The 15,284-nt window shown below is 71.0% G+C and carries 7 protein-coding genes; 4 read left to right on the top strand and 3 right to left on the bottom strand.

The genetic code is table 11. The features are described 5' to 3' along the window. The gene (locus tag ACZ6S4_RS00950) at positions 1 to 2,661 is read right to left on the bottom strand and encodes a hypothetical protein (RefSeq protein WP_465472882.1); all 2,661 of its coding nucleotides are present in this window, start codon (positions 2,659 to 2,661) and stop codon (positions 1 to 3) included. A 92-nt stretch (positions 2,662 to 2,753) separates the two neighbouring features. Between ACZ6S4_RS00950 and ACZ6S4_RS00955 the strand changes: the two genes are divergently transcribed. Then, on the top strand, positions 2,754 to 3,947 hold the full coding sequence (locus tag ACZ6S4_RS00955) for an MFS transporter (RefSeq protein WP_465472883.1): 1,194 nt from the start codon (positions 2,754 to 2,756) through the stop codon (positions 3,945 to 3,947). Between the two features lie 260 nt (positions 3,948 to 4,207). After that, complete coding sequence (locus ACZ6S4_RS00960) at positions 4,208 to 9,547, top strand: RHS repeat-associated core domain-containing protein (RefSeq protein WP_465472884.1); 5,340 nt, start codon at positions 4,208 to 4,210, stop codon at positions 9,545 to 9,547. Positions 9,548 to 9,678: 131 nt separating this feature from the next. Here ACZ6S4_RS00960 and ACZ6S4_RS00965 read toward each other — a convergent pair whose 3' ends face one another. Together ACZ6S4_RS00965 and ACZ6S4_RS00970 are read right to left on the bottom strand one after the other, a co-directional pair. Next, complete coding sequence (locus tag ACZ6S4_RS00965) at positions 9,679 to 10,818, bottom strand: tetratricopeptide repeat protein (RefSeq protein ID WP_465472885.1); 1,140 nt, start codon at positions 10,816 to 10,818, stop codon at positions 9,679 to 9,681. Continuing rightward, a complete protein-coding gene (locus ACZ6S4_RS00970) occupies positions 10,815 to 12,155 on the bottom strand; it encodes an ATP-binding protein (protein ID WP_465472886.1) in 1,341 nt (446 codons plus the stop codon). The genes ACZ6S4_RS00965 and ACZ6S4_RS00970 overlap by 4 nt, the downstream gene beginning before the upstream one ends. An 810-nt stretch (positions 12,156 to 12,965) precedes the next feature. Between ACZ6S4_RS00970 and ACZ6S4_RS00975 the strand changes: the two genes are divergently transcribed. Both ACZ6S4_RS00975 and ACZ6S4_RS00980 read left to right on the top strand, forming a co-directional pair. After that, positions 12,966 to 13,325, top strand: coding sequence for a hypothetical protein (locus ACZ6S4_RS00975; protein ID WP_465472887.1), 360 nt, complete (start codon positions 12,966 to 12,968; stop codon positions 13,323 to 13,325). Positions 13,326 to 13,327: 2 nt separating this feature from the next. After that, positions 13,328 to 15,277, top strand: a complete 1,950-nt coding sequence (locus ACZ6S4_RS00980; RefSeq protein ID WP_465472888.1) for a hypothetical protein — start codon at positions 13,328 to 13,330, stop codon at positions 15,275 to 15,277. Positions 15,278 to 15,284: the final 7 nt, after the last annotated feature.

Consider the following 15,284-nt stretch of genomic DNA (forward strand, 5'->3'; position numbering starts at 1 on the left):
TCATTCCCGGGGCCGGGCCGAGACAGCCGACCCATCACGGGCGTAGGTGTCCCGGCGCTCCATGAGCACGGCGGACCAGCGGCGGCGGGCGTTCTCCTCGCCGTCCAGCCAGGCCACGGTCGTGGCGGGGCCGGGCTCGCCCGTCCACCACGCGGTGACATCGCGCAGGTGCACGTGGGTCTCGTTGTCCGCGATCAGGGTGAGCATGCGCCCCCGCACCGCGGCGGCGGCCGCGGCGTCCCCGGTCACACAGTGCAGCAGAAGCTCCACGAGCAGCGGGTGCAGGGCGTCGGCGCGATAGCCGGTGCGCTCGATGAGCCGCAGGCTCTCCCGGGTGCGCGCCAGCACGTCGGCCGGCGGCTCGGAGCCGACGCCGGCCAGCGCGCGCGCCGCGAGCGAGCGGGCGGTCCCGATGGGGCTGCCGATGTGCCGGTTGAGCTCCAGGGCCTCCGCGGCAAGCCCGCGGGCCGCCGCCGGGTCGAACCAGGCCGTCGCCCACGCCAGATGCTCGCGCATGAGCGCCTCCGCTGGTGGGAGCCGTCCCTCGCGGGCGGCCTGCACCGCGACCGCGAACTGCTCGGCGGCGCGTTCGAACTCGGCGTTGGCGAGCCGGACGAACCCGGTCATGCTCGCGACCGCGCGCCGGTCATCCGGGGTGTCGCCGTCCTCGCCGGCAGCCCACCCCAGCACGGCGGGGAAGCGTCCGGCCCGCTCGTCGAGGATGGCGCGCCAGTGCCGGGCCCGCCGGCCGAAGAGGTCCGAGCGGCGGGCCAGCCGCTCCAGGATCGTCTGCGCCTCGGCGTTGCGGTCCAGGCGCATCAGCACCTCGGCGCGTTCCAGCTCCAGCCACAGCGTGGTGTCCGGGGTCGGCGCCGGCTCGGCGAGGGCCCGGTCGAGCAGCTCCAGTGCCTCGTCCAGTCCGGCCACGTCCCGCCGGTACGCCGCCCGGCACCCGAGAACGACGGGGTTGCCGGCCGAGCCGGGAGCCTGTGGCAGCGACTCCAGGCGCTGGAGCACCTGCCACTGGCCCAGGGCGCACACGGTCTTCGCGACGTTCAGCAGCCAGTCGGCGGGCAGGCTGAACTCGAGGGCGAGCTGCGCGGCGTCCAGAAAGGCCTCGACCAGGCGGCTGCGGTACGCGGTGGTGCCGCCCGCCACGTCCTCGGCGATCTCCCGGCGGAAGAATTCGACGATCCGCTCGGCCGCCTCCCGCCATTCCTGCGCCGACCAGGGGTCACCCGACACGGAGTCGTACTCGCGCACCGACGCCCGCAGCGTGTCGTGCATGGAGTGCCGCAGCCAGCCCACCCGCTCCTCGCGGACGAAGTGCCGGGCGGTGAAGCGATGGATGGCCGCGTCGCGGTGCTCCGGCACGGCCGCGTGCAGCAGGTCACGGTTGAACCCCGTCACCAGCGCGGCGGCCCGCAGGAGCTGGCGCTCCGCGCCGTCCAGATCGCGGATCACGCGGGTGACCAGGTGCGGAAGGCTGGATCCGAAGTCCTCGGGTTGCGGGGTACCGCGCCCGGACAGCGAGTCGAAGTGCTCCGCGGACAGGTCGAGGTAGAGCGGCAGGCCCTCCGAGCCCGCGATGATGCGCTCGCGGATCGGCCCGGGGATGGCCGGGCCGCTCTCGACGACGAGCCGCTGGCGCAGGTAGCGCTCGCAGTCCTCGCGTGACAGGGCGCCCAGCAGGCGCTGGTCGGGGGCGCCGCCGCGCAGGTCGAGCCCGGGCCAGCACTGCGGGCCGGCGTACTTGAGGTCCACGGCGCGCTCGGGGTCGGCCCAGCTGAGCTGCGAGCGGCCGGTGACGACGAACAGCACGTTCGGCATGAGGTAGACGAGGCGGCTCAGCGCGTCCTCCACCCCGCCGGGCTCGCGGCGCTGGGCCTGCACCGTCTCCCAGGTGTCCAGGAAGATCGCCACGTCGGCGTCGTCCCGGCGCTGGAACCGCTCGAGGTCCCAGGCGAGCAGCGCGGGCAGGAACTGCCGGGCCCGGTCGGGCTGCGTCTCGGTCATCAGCGGCTCGAAGAAAGGGCAGTCGCGCAGCACGGCGGCCTTCGCGAGGCGGGCCGCGACGCCGTCCTTGACCAGCGTCCCGAGCCGCCAGGCCGCGCCGACCAGGCCGGTGCCGCCCAGGAACGCGTCGAGCCCGGACTGGATGGTGTCCGACAGCTTCGCCTTGTCCTCGAGGGCACCGATCGCGGAGCGCCGATCGAGGAACTCGGCGAGCGGCTGGCCCGGGTGCTTGCGTTCCCAGTACGCGGAGAAGGCCAGGTCGAAGGCGGGCAACTCGCCGGTGAGCCCGCCCAGGCAGCCGCGCAGGCGCAGCAGCATGACCTCGGGGTCGAACGTGGACAGATCGGCGAAGTCGGCGCGGGCGCTGACCCGCCGCTCGGCCACCGGAACCTCACCCTCGTCGAAGCGGCGTTGCAGCTCCCGGGAGAGAGTGCTCTTGCCGATGCCGCCCATGCCGTAGAAGGCGAGGACGTTGTCGCGGCCGCGGCTCAGGTCCTCGGTCAGGCGGCTGGATCCGCGGCGCAGGGCGGCGACGCGCTGCACGGCCGACCGGAAGGCGGCCAGCTCGGCCACGCGGTTGGTGAACACGGCGTTGGAGGTGATGGCCGGCCCCGAGGACACGGCGAACAGGCGTTCGAGATCCACATTCCTCCCTCGTCAGCCGGATCAGCGTAGCGGATCGGCGCAGTCCCGATCACGTAAAGTGTTCGGATGATCGGACCGCCCGCGGTGACCGGATGACCTCCGCGGACCGTCCGATCTGGCCGGTGCGCCGGCTCGCCGGCGCCCGTCTGGCGTCCATGATCGGCACCGGCGCCGCCTCCGCGGCGATCGTGTACGAGGTGTACGCGCTGACCGGCTCCGCGCTGTGGATCACCGCGGTCCTGATCAGCACCACCGCGGTGAGCAGCGTGTTCCTGCCCTTCGCCGGGGTGCTCGCGGACACGCTCGGCCGCCGGCGGGTCATGATCGCCTCGGACTGCCTGGCCGCGCTCTGCTTCGCGCTGCTGGCACTGGGCTGGCCGGCACCGGCCATCGTGGCGCTCGCCGCGCTGGCCGCCCTGGCGGAGGCGCCGTTCCTGCCGGCCTCCGCGGCGGCCGTGCCGGAGCTGGTCGGCGAGGACCGGTTGTCGTGGGCCAACGGGCTGCTCGCCGCCGCGGCCAACCTGGGCCGGGCCGCCGGGCCGATCCTGGCGATCCCGCTGCTGGCCTTCGGCGACCCCCAGCTCGTGTACGCCTGCAACGCGATCTCATTCCTGATCTCGGCCGCACTCGTACTGTGGGTTCCCCTGCGCCGCCACACCCGCCGCCACCATCAGCCGCACCGCAACCGATGGCTCACCGAGGCCGCCCGGCACATCCGCGCGACGCCCGGCATCCACCTCGTGCTGGCGTCGTCCGTGGCCGCGTACGTCACCACGAGCTTCGCCATGGTCGCGGAGCCCATCCTCGCCGACGACTTCGGCGCCGGGGTGCTCGGCTACAACCTCATGAACGCGGGCTGGGCGACCGGCTTGGTGCTGGGCGGATGGCTGGGGGGCCGGCGGCTGTCCGCGGCCACGGAACCGCGCGCGCTGTTCGCCGGCCGCATCGTCATGGGTGCGGGCATGGTCGCCGTACCGCTGTCGCCGTGGTTCGCCGCGGTGCCGCCGTTGATGACCGTCGGCGGCTTCGGCAGCGGCATGCTGCTGGTGGCGGTCCATTCCCAGCTCCAGCGCCGCACCCCCGACCGGATCCGGGGCACGGTGTTCGCCCTGTTCGAGGGGGCGGGCACCGGAGCCTTCCTGCTCGGAGTGCTGCTGGCGGGATTCGTGGTGGAGCAGGTCGGCTACCGCGCCGCCTACATCACGGCGGGCGTCGGGACGCTGATCACGGCCGTACCCCTTTATGTGAACCTGACCCGTCAGCGGCCGGACGTCAGCCGGCCGTAGAGCCGCCCTGCCCGAGGCGGGCTGACGATCCGGGCCGGGTTCACGCGGCTGACCGAACGTGGCGCTGGATGACGGGAAGTTCGCCCACTGTTCCCCCAGATGGTCGGCGCGCTGATCGTCTCCCGCGCCGTCGCCGAAGCCGACCCCGCACTGTCCGACGAAATGACTGGCCGGTTCAGGCCACCCACGTGGACTTCGCATCCCCGCATGGAGAGCATCGACTGATTTCTATCGAAAGTCGTCTCCAGGGAGTGAAGCCGATGTCCATGACCGATGCCGGGCGCAGATCCGTCTGGCTGCTTTCGGCGACCGTCGCGCTGCTGACGGTCCCGTTCCTGTTCGTAGCGCCGGCTACCGCCGCGCCGGCACCCGAGCCCATCACAAGGACAACACAAGCCGTGCCGCCCGGGCCCGGTCCGGTCGAGCGGGCGCTGCCCTCGTCCTCCCGTCCCGACCACGGCCTGCCGTTGGGTAATCGGCCTCCTCCCGTACCGCCGGGATTCGACGCGGCCGGCCAGCCCCGGCGCCTCTCGGCGGCCGAACGGCAGACGACGGCGAAGTCGGCGAGCAAGGCCGCGTCGGCCAGCGGGCCCGGCGCCTACGACCTGCTGCTGCGGTCCGGCTATGCGATGGCCGACACGTCGCTCGTGCTCTACTTCGAGGCCGACGCGTCCGACATCGACAGCTGGCAGACCTGGCGGGCGACCGTCTACGACTCGACAACCGGCACTGCGCAGGAGTCGGCGTCGATCCCCGCGGGCGATCTGACCCGCTGCACCACGCCGCGGCAGTTCTGCCGGACGTTCGGCGCGGCGGACGGCTGGACGCTCACCGACGCGCGCGACTACTCCGTCGCCGTCACCGTCACCACGAAATCCGGGACCAGGATCGTCTCCGGCCGGTCGGGCACCGCGAAGGCGCGGACGACCGCCCTGCCGCCGGCCCTGCCCGCCGCGCAGGCCGCGGGCTGCTCCTGCGGCAATGCCCTCGCGCCGTCCGACGGCGCCCAGGCGGTTCGCGGTTCCGGGGTGAACACCGGCACGGGCACCTTCACCCTGGGCTACAGCGACCTGCGGATGGCCGGATTCGGCGTGCCGTTCCAGGCGGTGCGGCGCTACTCGTCCGGCACCACCGGGGCCGGGTCGCTGGGGGCCGGCTGGGCCTGGAGCTACGACGTACGCGTGATCCCGCCCGCCTCCGGCCAGACCGCCGTGACCGTACGCGCCGACGACGGCGCCCAAGTCGTCTATCAGCGCAACAGTGATGGCTCCTACAAGCGGCCGCCCGCGATCCGCTCGACGCTGAGCGCGTCCGGCAGCGGCTGGAAGCTGGTCACCCCGGAACAGATCACCTACGCCTTCGACGGGTCCGGGCGGCTCACCTCCGTCAAGGATCCGCGCGGCAACGGCACGACCGTCAGCTACACGTCGACGGCGTGGACGATCACCGACGCCGCCGGGCGGGTGGTCACCGTGGCTCTCGGCACCGACGGTCTGATCCGCCGCATCACGCTGCCCGACGGCCGCCTCGCCGAGTACGGCTACACGAACCAGCAGCTCACCTCGGTCACCGACGCGATGGGCAGCGTCTGGCGTTACACCTATTCCGGGGCACTGCTGACCGAGGTGATCGACCCCGCCGGGCGCACCCAGGTCACCACCGCGTACGCGAACGGGCGGGTGGCGAGCCAGGCCGACGCGTACGGGAAACTGACGACCTTCTCGTGGGACGCCGCCAAGCAGGAGGCGCGCACCGTCGACCCGGACGGCGTGAACTTCTACGACGGATACCGCGGCAACGTGCTGGTGTACAGCCAGAACGGCAACGGGGACACCACCAACAAGCGTTACAACGGGCAGGTCGACCCGACGCTGCTGGTCGACGCCAAGGGCAACCAGCTGGTCTCCGGCTTCGACGCGGCCGGCAACCTGACGAGGATGACCGCGCCCGAGCCGCTCGGCTACACGGTCAGCAACACCTTCGACCCGCACAACAACCTGACCGCACACACCGACGGGCTCGGCCAGACATCGACCTTCGGCTACACCGCGTTCGACGAACTCACCAAGATCACCACACCGGCCGGCAAGGCGACGGTCATCTCGGTGGACGACCGCGGCCTGACCACCGCGGTCAGCGACCCGCGTGGCAAGAAGACCACCATGGCCTACGACGCGGCCGGCAACCTCACCTCGCGCACGTCGCCGCTCGGGTACAAAACCGCCTACCGGTACGACGGATCGGGGCGCCCGGTCGAGGAGACCGACCCGCGCGGCACGGCGGCGGGAGCGGACCCCGCCGACTACACCACCCGGTACGTCTACGACGCGCTGGACCGGCGGCGGCAGTCCTTCGACCCGGGCAAGCAAAACCCCTGGGTCACCGACTACGACGCGCTCGGGCAACTGTCGCGCTCGGCGAATCCCGAGGGCGGCGAGACCACGTACGAGTATCTCGACGTTCTCGGCCGCACCGCCGCGGTGATCGACCCGCAGGGCAACCGCACCACGTACGCGTACACGGCGGCCGGCCGGCGCTCGGCGGTCACCGACGCCGCCGGCGGGAAGACCACCATGGGCTACGACTCGCGGGGCAATCTGGCGAGGGTCGTGTCGCCGCGCGGCAACATCAGCGGAGCCAACCCGGCGCCGTTCACGACCACGTACACGTACGACTTCAACAGCAACCAGGTACGCGTCCGGCACCCGTACCCCGGCGGCGGGTTCGTCACCCAGGACACCGGCTTCGACGAGCTGAACCGGGCGACGACCAGCACCGACGCGTTCGGCAAGGTCACCACCACCCGCTTCGACAACAACCACAACGCCGTCTCCACCGTCGACCCGCTCGGCGGGACCACCTCGGTGGCCATCGACAAGGACGGCCAGCCGACGGTCGTGACCGCCCCGCGCGGCGGCGCGCAGCGCACCGAGTACGACGCCGCCGGCAACCCGACCGCGCGGACCTCCGCGACCGGCGGCCGGACCACCTGGACGTACGACGACGACGGCCGCGTGGTCACCGCCGTCGAGGCCCGTGGCAACGCCTCCGGCGCCAGCCCGGACGACTACACGGCCCGGTACACCTATGACCCGGCGGGTAACCTGACCTCGGCCGTCGACCCGCTCGGCGCGCCGATGAGGTTCGGCTACGACGCGAACAACCGGGTCGTCAGCAACACCGATCGCAACGGCAACGCCACCGGCTACACCTACGACCAGGCGGACCGGCTGACCACCGTGGTGGCCCCCGGCGGGGCCACGACCAGGTACGCGTACGACGTGGCGGGGCACCTCGTGCGGCGCACCGACCCCAACGGGCACCTCGGGGAGTACACGTACGACGAGCTCGGACGGGTCGCCTCGGTCACCGACGGCAACGGACGGGTCGGCGCCTACGCGTACGACGCGGAGAGCAACCTGGTCCGCTACACCGCGCCCGGGTCCTCCTCCGCCGCCGAGCGCAGCATCGTCAACACGTACGACATCCTCAACCGGCACGTCGGGCAGGACCAGCGCTCGGGCGGCCTGATCTACGCCTACGGCTACGACGCCGAGAGCCGGATGACCGGCATGGCCGATCCGGCCGGGATACGGACCATGGCGTACGACGCGAACGGGCGCCTGACCCGGGCCGGACGCGACGACGGCAGCTTCACCTACGGCTACGACGGCGACGGCAACGTCACGTCGCGCACCTGGCCGGACGGCACGAAGCTGACCGCCACGTTCGACGCCGACAACCGGATGACCGGCCTCACCGCCGACGGCTCCACGAGCTGGACCTTCGGCTACGACGTGGCCGGGCAGCAGACCCGGACCACCATGCCGGGCGCCGAGACCACCCGCACCTACGACCGGGCCGGCCGCCTGACCGACCTGAGAACGGCCGCGGGCAGCGCCGTGGTGGCCCGCTACCGGATGGTCCGCGACCCGGTGGGCAACCCGACAACCGTCACCACCACCCGGGGTACGGACTCGCAGGCCGTCGGCTACTCCTACGATCCGCTGAACCGGGTCACCGCAGCCTGCTACAACGTCAGCAGCTGCAGCGCCGTCTCCTCCGACACGGTCAGGTACGCCTATGACGCGGTCGGCAACCGCACGTCGCAGACGCTGACCGGCACCGCCGGCACCGGCACCACCACCTACGCGTACGACCCGGCGGACCAGCTCCTGTCGGCCACCACCGGCAGCAGCACCGTGGCGTTCGAGTACGACGGGCGCGGCAACATGACCCGCTCGGGCGGCAGCCGGTTCACGTACAACCTGGACCACACCATGGCGACAGCCACCGTCGGCGGCAAGCAGGTCAGCTTCGACTACGACGCCCAGGGGCTGCGGCTGAGCGCGACCTCCGGCTCCGACGACGACATCACCAGCCGCAGCTGGCGCTACGACATCAACAACGACGTACCGCAGCTCGCGCTCGACACGATCAACTACGGCGGCACCAGCACCAACTCCCGCGGCTATCTCTTCGGACCGGGCGAGCTGCCGGTGGCCACGATGCGCAGCGGCCACGCCGACTCGTACGCGCTCGACTTCCTGGGCGGGGTGGGCAACGTCATCTCGTCCGCGGGCTCCACGCTGGCGGCGTACGACTACGACCCGTACGGCAATCCGCGCGACAACGGCACGGCGGACGCGCTCACCGTGCCCGGCTCGGAGAACAAGCTGGGCTTCACCGGCGGGTACCGGGACTCGCAGCTCGGCGACAGGTATTCCTTCCCGGCCCGCACCTACGACCCGGACACCGGCCGCTTCGGCGGCAAGGACCCGGTCACGGCGTCCCCGAGAACGCCCGCGATCAGCACGTACAGCTACGTCGACGGCCGCCCCACCATTCTCCGCGACCCCTCCGGCGCCAAGTACGAGCATGACCACGACCCCGCCCTGAAGCTCGCGCTGGTGCAACTCGACCAGAGATACGGCAGGGAGAACGTCTACGGGGACGTCGAGGGCCGCCAGAACTTCCCCGGCAGGATCGGCCGGATCAAGGTCCCGACCGTGAACTATCTGCCGGGCGCGGGAGTGCCCGCAAACGGCTATCCGGACATCGTCGTCAAGGCGGGTGAGCAACTGACCTACGTGTGGGAGGTCAAGCCCGGGTCCTACCAGCAGGAAAGCATCTCGTACGACAATCCGAGGCGGGAGATCCAGAACGCGAACCAGCTGAACCGCTACGTGGCGGGCCTCGCGGTCGCCGGGTTCCCCAACGTGCAGAAGGGTCCCGACATCGCCCCGGCCAGTCAGAGAGACGGGAGAGGCACTCTGTTGATCTTCTCCTATCCCTGGTGGAACAGCATGGCGGCCACGGGGGCGGCGGGCAAGCCGTCCGTGGCAGCGAACGCCAAGGGCATGATCTACCACCGGCGGATCTACGATCCCAAGGTGCCGTCGCCCAGAGCGTCCCGGCCGCCCGCGCCGACGGACCGGCCCGGGGACCGGCCCAGCCAGCAGCCCGCCGGGATTACACCGGGCCAAGTAGGCCTGGCCGCGGTCGGCGTGGTGGGCGTGGCGGCAGCCGTCTTCTTCGCTCCCGAGATCGCCCTGGTCCTCGGGGTCGGTGCCGCGGCGACCTGGGCACTCTCCGGCTGAGGGCTCCCGCGACACGGTGGCGCGGTCCCCGGGCATCCGGGCCGCGCCACCGGTCGGGCGGACAAGTCGGATGACGCGTTGTTTCACCCGCGACATCGTCGGCGCGGAGCCGGCAAGGCACGGTCGTCAGGTCAGTCCGACGGTGCGGTTTCCCGGCGGCCCGCGGCCATCCTGAACCAACCCCGGCGGACCAGCCAGGACACCTCGCGGGCGAACCAGTTGCGGGCCCGCAGCACCAGCAGGATGAACGGCAGAGAGGTCGCCGGCATGGCGAACACCTTGACACCGCCGGCCCCGGCGGGATCGGGGTCGATCGCGAACAGGACCGCGGCCACCGCTGTCACCACCACCCGGAGCGCGGCCGCCGCGAACGTCGGCCGGCGCAGGTTCTGGCGGATCAGCACACGGGCCGGGCCGGACAGCGCCCGCAGCCGCCACCGCAGGTACGCCGCCGCGCCGGCGATACCGCTTCCGGCCGTCACCACGGCCGCCCCGACGCCGGCCGGGCCGTCCACCTGTGACCGCAGTGCCATCGCGGCCAGCGAGGTGGCCACCAGGATCAGGCTGGCGAGGTCGGTGATCAGCCAGAGCGCCGCCCGGGCGCTGCGGGTGGCCGTACGCACGACGGACTCGTCGGTCGGCGCGGCAGCCAGTGACGCGGCCAGCAACGGTGATGCTCTCAGCGCGTACCCGCGGCCGGCGTCCAGCTCCGCCAGCGAGGACAACGCGACCGGGTCATCGGGGGCCAGGGCCAAGGCGCGCTCGTACGCCGTCCGGGCCGCGCCGAACCGGGCCATGCGGCGCTGTACGTCACCCTCGGCGACGTACACCATCGGGTCCTCCGGCGCGAGCTGCCGCGCCCGTACCGCGGCCCGGTCGGCGGCCGCGATGTTGCCGGTGCCACCGGCCGCGAGCAGCGCGTACACCATCACGAGCTCGTTGCGGTGATCCTCGGGGTCGAGTTCGCGTGCCGTGTGCGCCGCGGCGAGGCTCTCACGGACGCGCCCGGTCTCCATCAGCAGGGCGGCGAGCTGCCGGTGGGCGAGCGGGAACTCCGGCGCCAGTCCGGCAGCGTGGGCGGCCACCGAGATGGCCTCGTCGTGGCGCCCGGTGGCGTGCCGGCACACGCTCAGCAGGACGAGCGCGACCACGTCGTCCGGGTGCTCGGCGAGGTGCCGCTCGACCAGTGGCGCGGCGTCGTCCGGGCGACCCACGGCCAGCAGGTGCCGGACTCGGGACGCCATCTCCTCGAGCGGCGTCGGTGCGGTCACCGCAGCAGCTTCCGTGCCTTGAGGTACGTGACGAGGTCGTCGTAGGCGCCGCCTTCGTTGCTGAACATCGCGACGTTGCGGGCCGTGGCGAACCACGGGCCGGTGGACGGCCGGACCTCGCCCAGGGCCCGGTCGAAGTCGGGCTGCCCGATCATCCGGATCTTGCCGCTGCGCATCGAGTCGGCCATCGCGTACTCGGCCGCGGTCTCGCACAGGTGGGTCAGATCGGCGCCGGAGAAGTCCTCGGTCGCCGCGACGATCCTGGGCAGGTCGATGCCGGCGATCGGGCGGTCGCGCAGGCTGAGCTGGATGATCGCGTCCCGGGCGGCCGCGTCCGGCGGCAGCACCAGCACCATCCGGTCGAGCCGGCCGGGCCGGCGCAACGCCGGGTCGACCTGCCAGGGCGTGTTCGTCGCGGCGAGCACGAACACCCCCTCGTTGTCGGCGTCGATGCCGTCCAGCTCGGCGAGCAGTTGGTTGCCCACGGTACGCATCGCGCTGGAGTGGGTCTGGGACCGCTTCTGGCCGAGGGCGTCGACCTCGTCGAGGAAGAGCACGCACGGGGCGTTGCGCCGCGCCGTCTGGAACAGCTCGTGCAGGTTGCGCTCGGAGTTGCCGATCCACATGTCCAGGACATCGACGATGGACAACGACATGAACCGGGCGCCCATCTCACCGGCGACGGCACGCGCCAGGAACGTCTTGCCGCAGCCGGGCGGGCCGTACAGCATCAGGCCGCCACGCAGGCTCTTGCCGTACAGCTTGCGCAGTTCCGGGTCGCGCAGCGGGCCCAGGAAGGAGAGCTCGAGGCGTTCCTTGACGGCGTCCATGCCGCCGACATCGGCCAGCCGCACCTTCGACGACTCGACGTCGAACTGCCGGTCGCCATCTCCCCGGACCGGTTCCGGCAGGTCACCTGCGGGATTGGGCACGGGCGGGACGCCGGACGGTTTCTCCGCGGTGACATAGCGGGGCGGCACGACATCGGACAGCTCGTGCTCATACGCCACCAGCGGGTCGTCCTGCGCGGGAGGCGTCCCGTCCTGGTGCGTACCCGGATCGGCAGTCGTGGCCGCCGGCGGGACGACCGGCTCATGCCCCGGCTTCCCGACGGGTGTCCCCGCGCCCGGCGCGGTCGCCGTGAGGGCGCTCCGCATGAGCTCCTGCGCGGCCTGGTTACCGGGATCCCGCGCGAGCACCAGCCCGACGTGCGGCACCGCGTCGGCGGCCCGGCCCAGGCCGATGAGCACCCCGGCGACATGCAAGCGCAGCGTCAGGTCGTCGGGCCGCGCGTCGAGGGCGGCGGTGAGGCTGGTGATCAGGGCGTCGTCGCTCATGGCCCGAGCAGGATACGGGAAGGCCCGGCTCCGGCCAGCAAGTGATCAGTGGTTCACCCGCCCGCTGGGAAGCTGGCCGGCCGCGATCCCGGAGGGTCGGAGGTCACGCTCGGCGGCTGTCGTACCAGCCACCCTAGTATTGGTGATTCACCGTCGTGAATACCCTTGCCGAGGCGGCCACATGCACAGCGAGAAAGCGACCGAGAGCGCCCTCGGGCCCCTCGTCAGCACCCATCCGGTGGCGGGAAGGCGGCGCGGACTCAGCGGGCTCGTGGCAATTAAGCCCGACCAGATCAGATGCCCTGCCAGAATCTCCGACGTACGACGTATGTGACACACGGTCCTTACCATAGGAGCAGAAAAGCTCCCAGATATCGGGAGCCTTCTACGGAATGGCCAGCGGACAGTCGTCTGACCAGCGGAAACACGTGGACCATACCCGGCAGAACAAGAACCGCATTCCCTGTTGAAGGGTCATTCGTAACCGACGCGGGTGAGTGCTCCAGGTGCCGCCGTAACGCTGCGTGACTTGGTTGCGCGACAGCGAAAGCGGGGGCTAATTCATCCGAAAGAGTGGGGACGGCACTTCGGCGGGCGAGCGCCTCCGGCCGCCAGCCGACGGGTTTTCCGATGTCGGCCCAGCTGTAACGCGTCCGAGAGCCAATCCGGTCCCGATCCACGCTTGGAGTGCGGCGAGCCCGGGCGCCGCTGCTCTCCCCAATCGCGAGTCGATGTGTGACGATCAGCGCCGAAAGATCGGGTGATTACATGATCACTTTCTGTTGACGACGGTTAGTAGACTTCGTACCTATGTCCCGCCGTAGTCTCGTCATCCTGGCCGGTCGCATCGTTTTCGCCGCATTGCTGGCCGGTCTCATTGTCTACTTTGCCATCGTCGGCCTCGACCAGGCTGACAAGCTGGCCAGCACGATCGGCGTTGTCGTCGCGCTGGTGGCTCTCTTCGGCCCGCACCTGCTGCCCTCATCGCCGCCGTCGGTCGCCGCCTGGGTCGAGGACTCGGGGAACGCGACGGCAGCCGGTGGCGGCGGTGCGAACACCGGCGTCCGTGGTGGCAATTCGGCGGGTCCCGCCAGCGTCATCCGATCCGGTGACGCCCGGGCCGATGGACCGGAGTCGGTGGCCAACACCGGCATCGAGCATCTCGGCTGACGGTGAACGACCCGCGATCCTCCGTCGAGCAGTCGGGGAACGCGACGGCCAGCGACGGCGGAATCGCCATCTCGGGCATCGTCCACGGTGGTATTCGTCAGTACTTCTATCCGCCGTCGCAGCGGGTGCCCGACGAAGCCGAGATCGCGGCGTCGCTCACCAAGAAGTTCCGTGCTTACGCCGACAACGAACTTCGGGCTCTGGTCGACTGGGGGCAGATGCTGGTGCCATGGCACCAGCTCGGCGATGAAGAAGGGGGGCTGGCCGAAGAAGCCGACTTGGCCCGGCACATCTGCGGTGGTGGCCGCCTGGTGATCTTCGGTGACTCACAGTCCGGCAAGACGACGCTCGCGTACTCGCTGATGCACCGCCTGGACGCCGAGAACTGCCCATCCGTGCTGCTCCGACTGCGCTCCTGGATGCCGACCCGGCAGCGGCTCGCGGTCTGGATCTCCGGAATGCTGCGCGACGAATACGGCCTACACGACACGGAGCACCTCAGGGCGCTCCAGGATATCGTCGAGGGGCGACTGGTCCCCATCTTCGACGGCTTCGACGAGGTCGGCCCCAGCACACAACGCCTGGCGTCGGAGGCGCTCCGGCAGTTCACCGCGGGCAAGCGGGCGGTGCTCACCGGTGTTCGGACGCCGGCCAATTCGCGGTACTTCGACAACGCCGTTCCCGACGCCGCAGTCATCGAACTCGACCCGGTCGGCGCGGACGAGGTAGGCCGGTTCTTGCTGCTCAAGGTGCCGCCGCTGGCCCGGCCGAATTGGGAGGCGCTCTCCAGCGGACTGGCCGCTGCCCCCGCCGCGCGTACGGCGCTGTCAAAGCCGTTGAACGCCTGGCTGGCCAAGACCGTGTATGCGGTCGAGGACGAATACACCGGCCGGGTCACCGATCTGCTCGAGCTGCGGACGCCCGGAGATGTCGAGCAGCATCTGTTGCAACGAACGATCACCGCCATCTTCACCCGGGTCGCCGCTCGACCGGACGGCGACGACGCGCCGTCCGACGGCTTCATTCCGGCGGAGGCGGAGCATTGGCTCGGGTTCCTCGGCTCCCGGAAGTCGACCGAAGCCATCGCGTTTTGGCAGCTTCGCCAGTTCGCGCCGATGTATCGCCTCGGGCTGGCCGGCAGCGTGCTTCTCGGGGTGACCGCAGCGCTGCTCGGCGGGGTGTTGCCACCCGCCACGGTCGCGCTTTTTCTGCTGACCGGCGTGCTGTTCGGCTTCGCATACGCGCGTGGCTATTCAGTCGGACGGTGGAAAGCACCGGACGACCCCACCCGTATCGGTTACTTGTTCACTGCGGGCAAAGGACAGAAAGACGGTGATCTTCAGGACCACACCCGCAAGCTCGTCATGGGTGCCGGACTCGCCGCGACCTGCTACCTCGCGACCGGAGCGGTGTGGTGGCCGACGAACGCCGCCGACTGGTGGCTGGGTCTGACCATGCGGCCGTTCATCGGCTGGGTATTGGTCGCCGCCTTGCTCGGCCTCACCGTCGGATACGGCGGCGGACGGCTTTCGGCGCGGGTCCTGCGGTCCTTGCCGAAGGTGGACGCGGGCACCGGCGCCCGCACTGCCGACCCGCTCAAGGTGATCAACAACGACCGGCGCTCCGGCATCGGCATGATGGCCCTGGCCACTATCACCCTCGGGAGCGGCTACCTGATCTTCGCGCCGATGTTCCACCCGCCGAGGGCCTTCTGGAGCCTGACCGCGCTGCCGGTCGGGGTCGCGGCCGCGGTGTTCTTCTGGAATCAGTGGGCACCGTTCAAGATCGCACATCTTTGGCTCTACCTACGCGACCGGCTACCGTGGGCGTTCCCAACGTTTCTGCAGGTATGTCACTACTCAGGCGTGTTGCGGAAGAACGGCAACCACTACATCTTCCGGCATGATCGTCTGCGCGCCTGCCTGGCAGCGATGTACAACCGCGGGCGCTAGCGTGGCG

This window comes from Actinoplanes sp. NPDC051405, assembly GCF_055586185.1.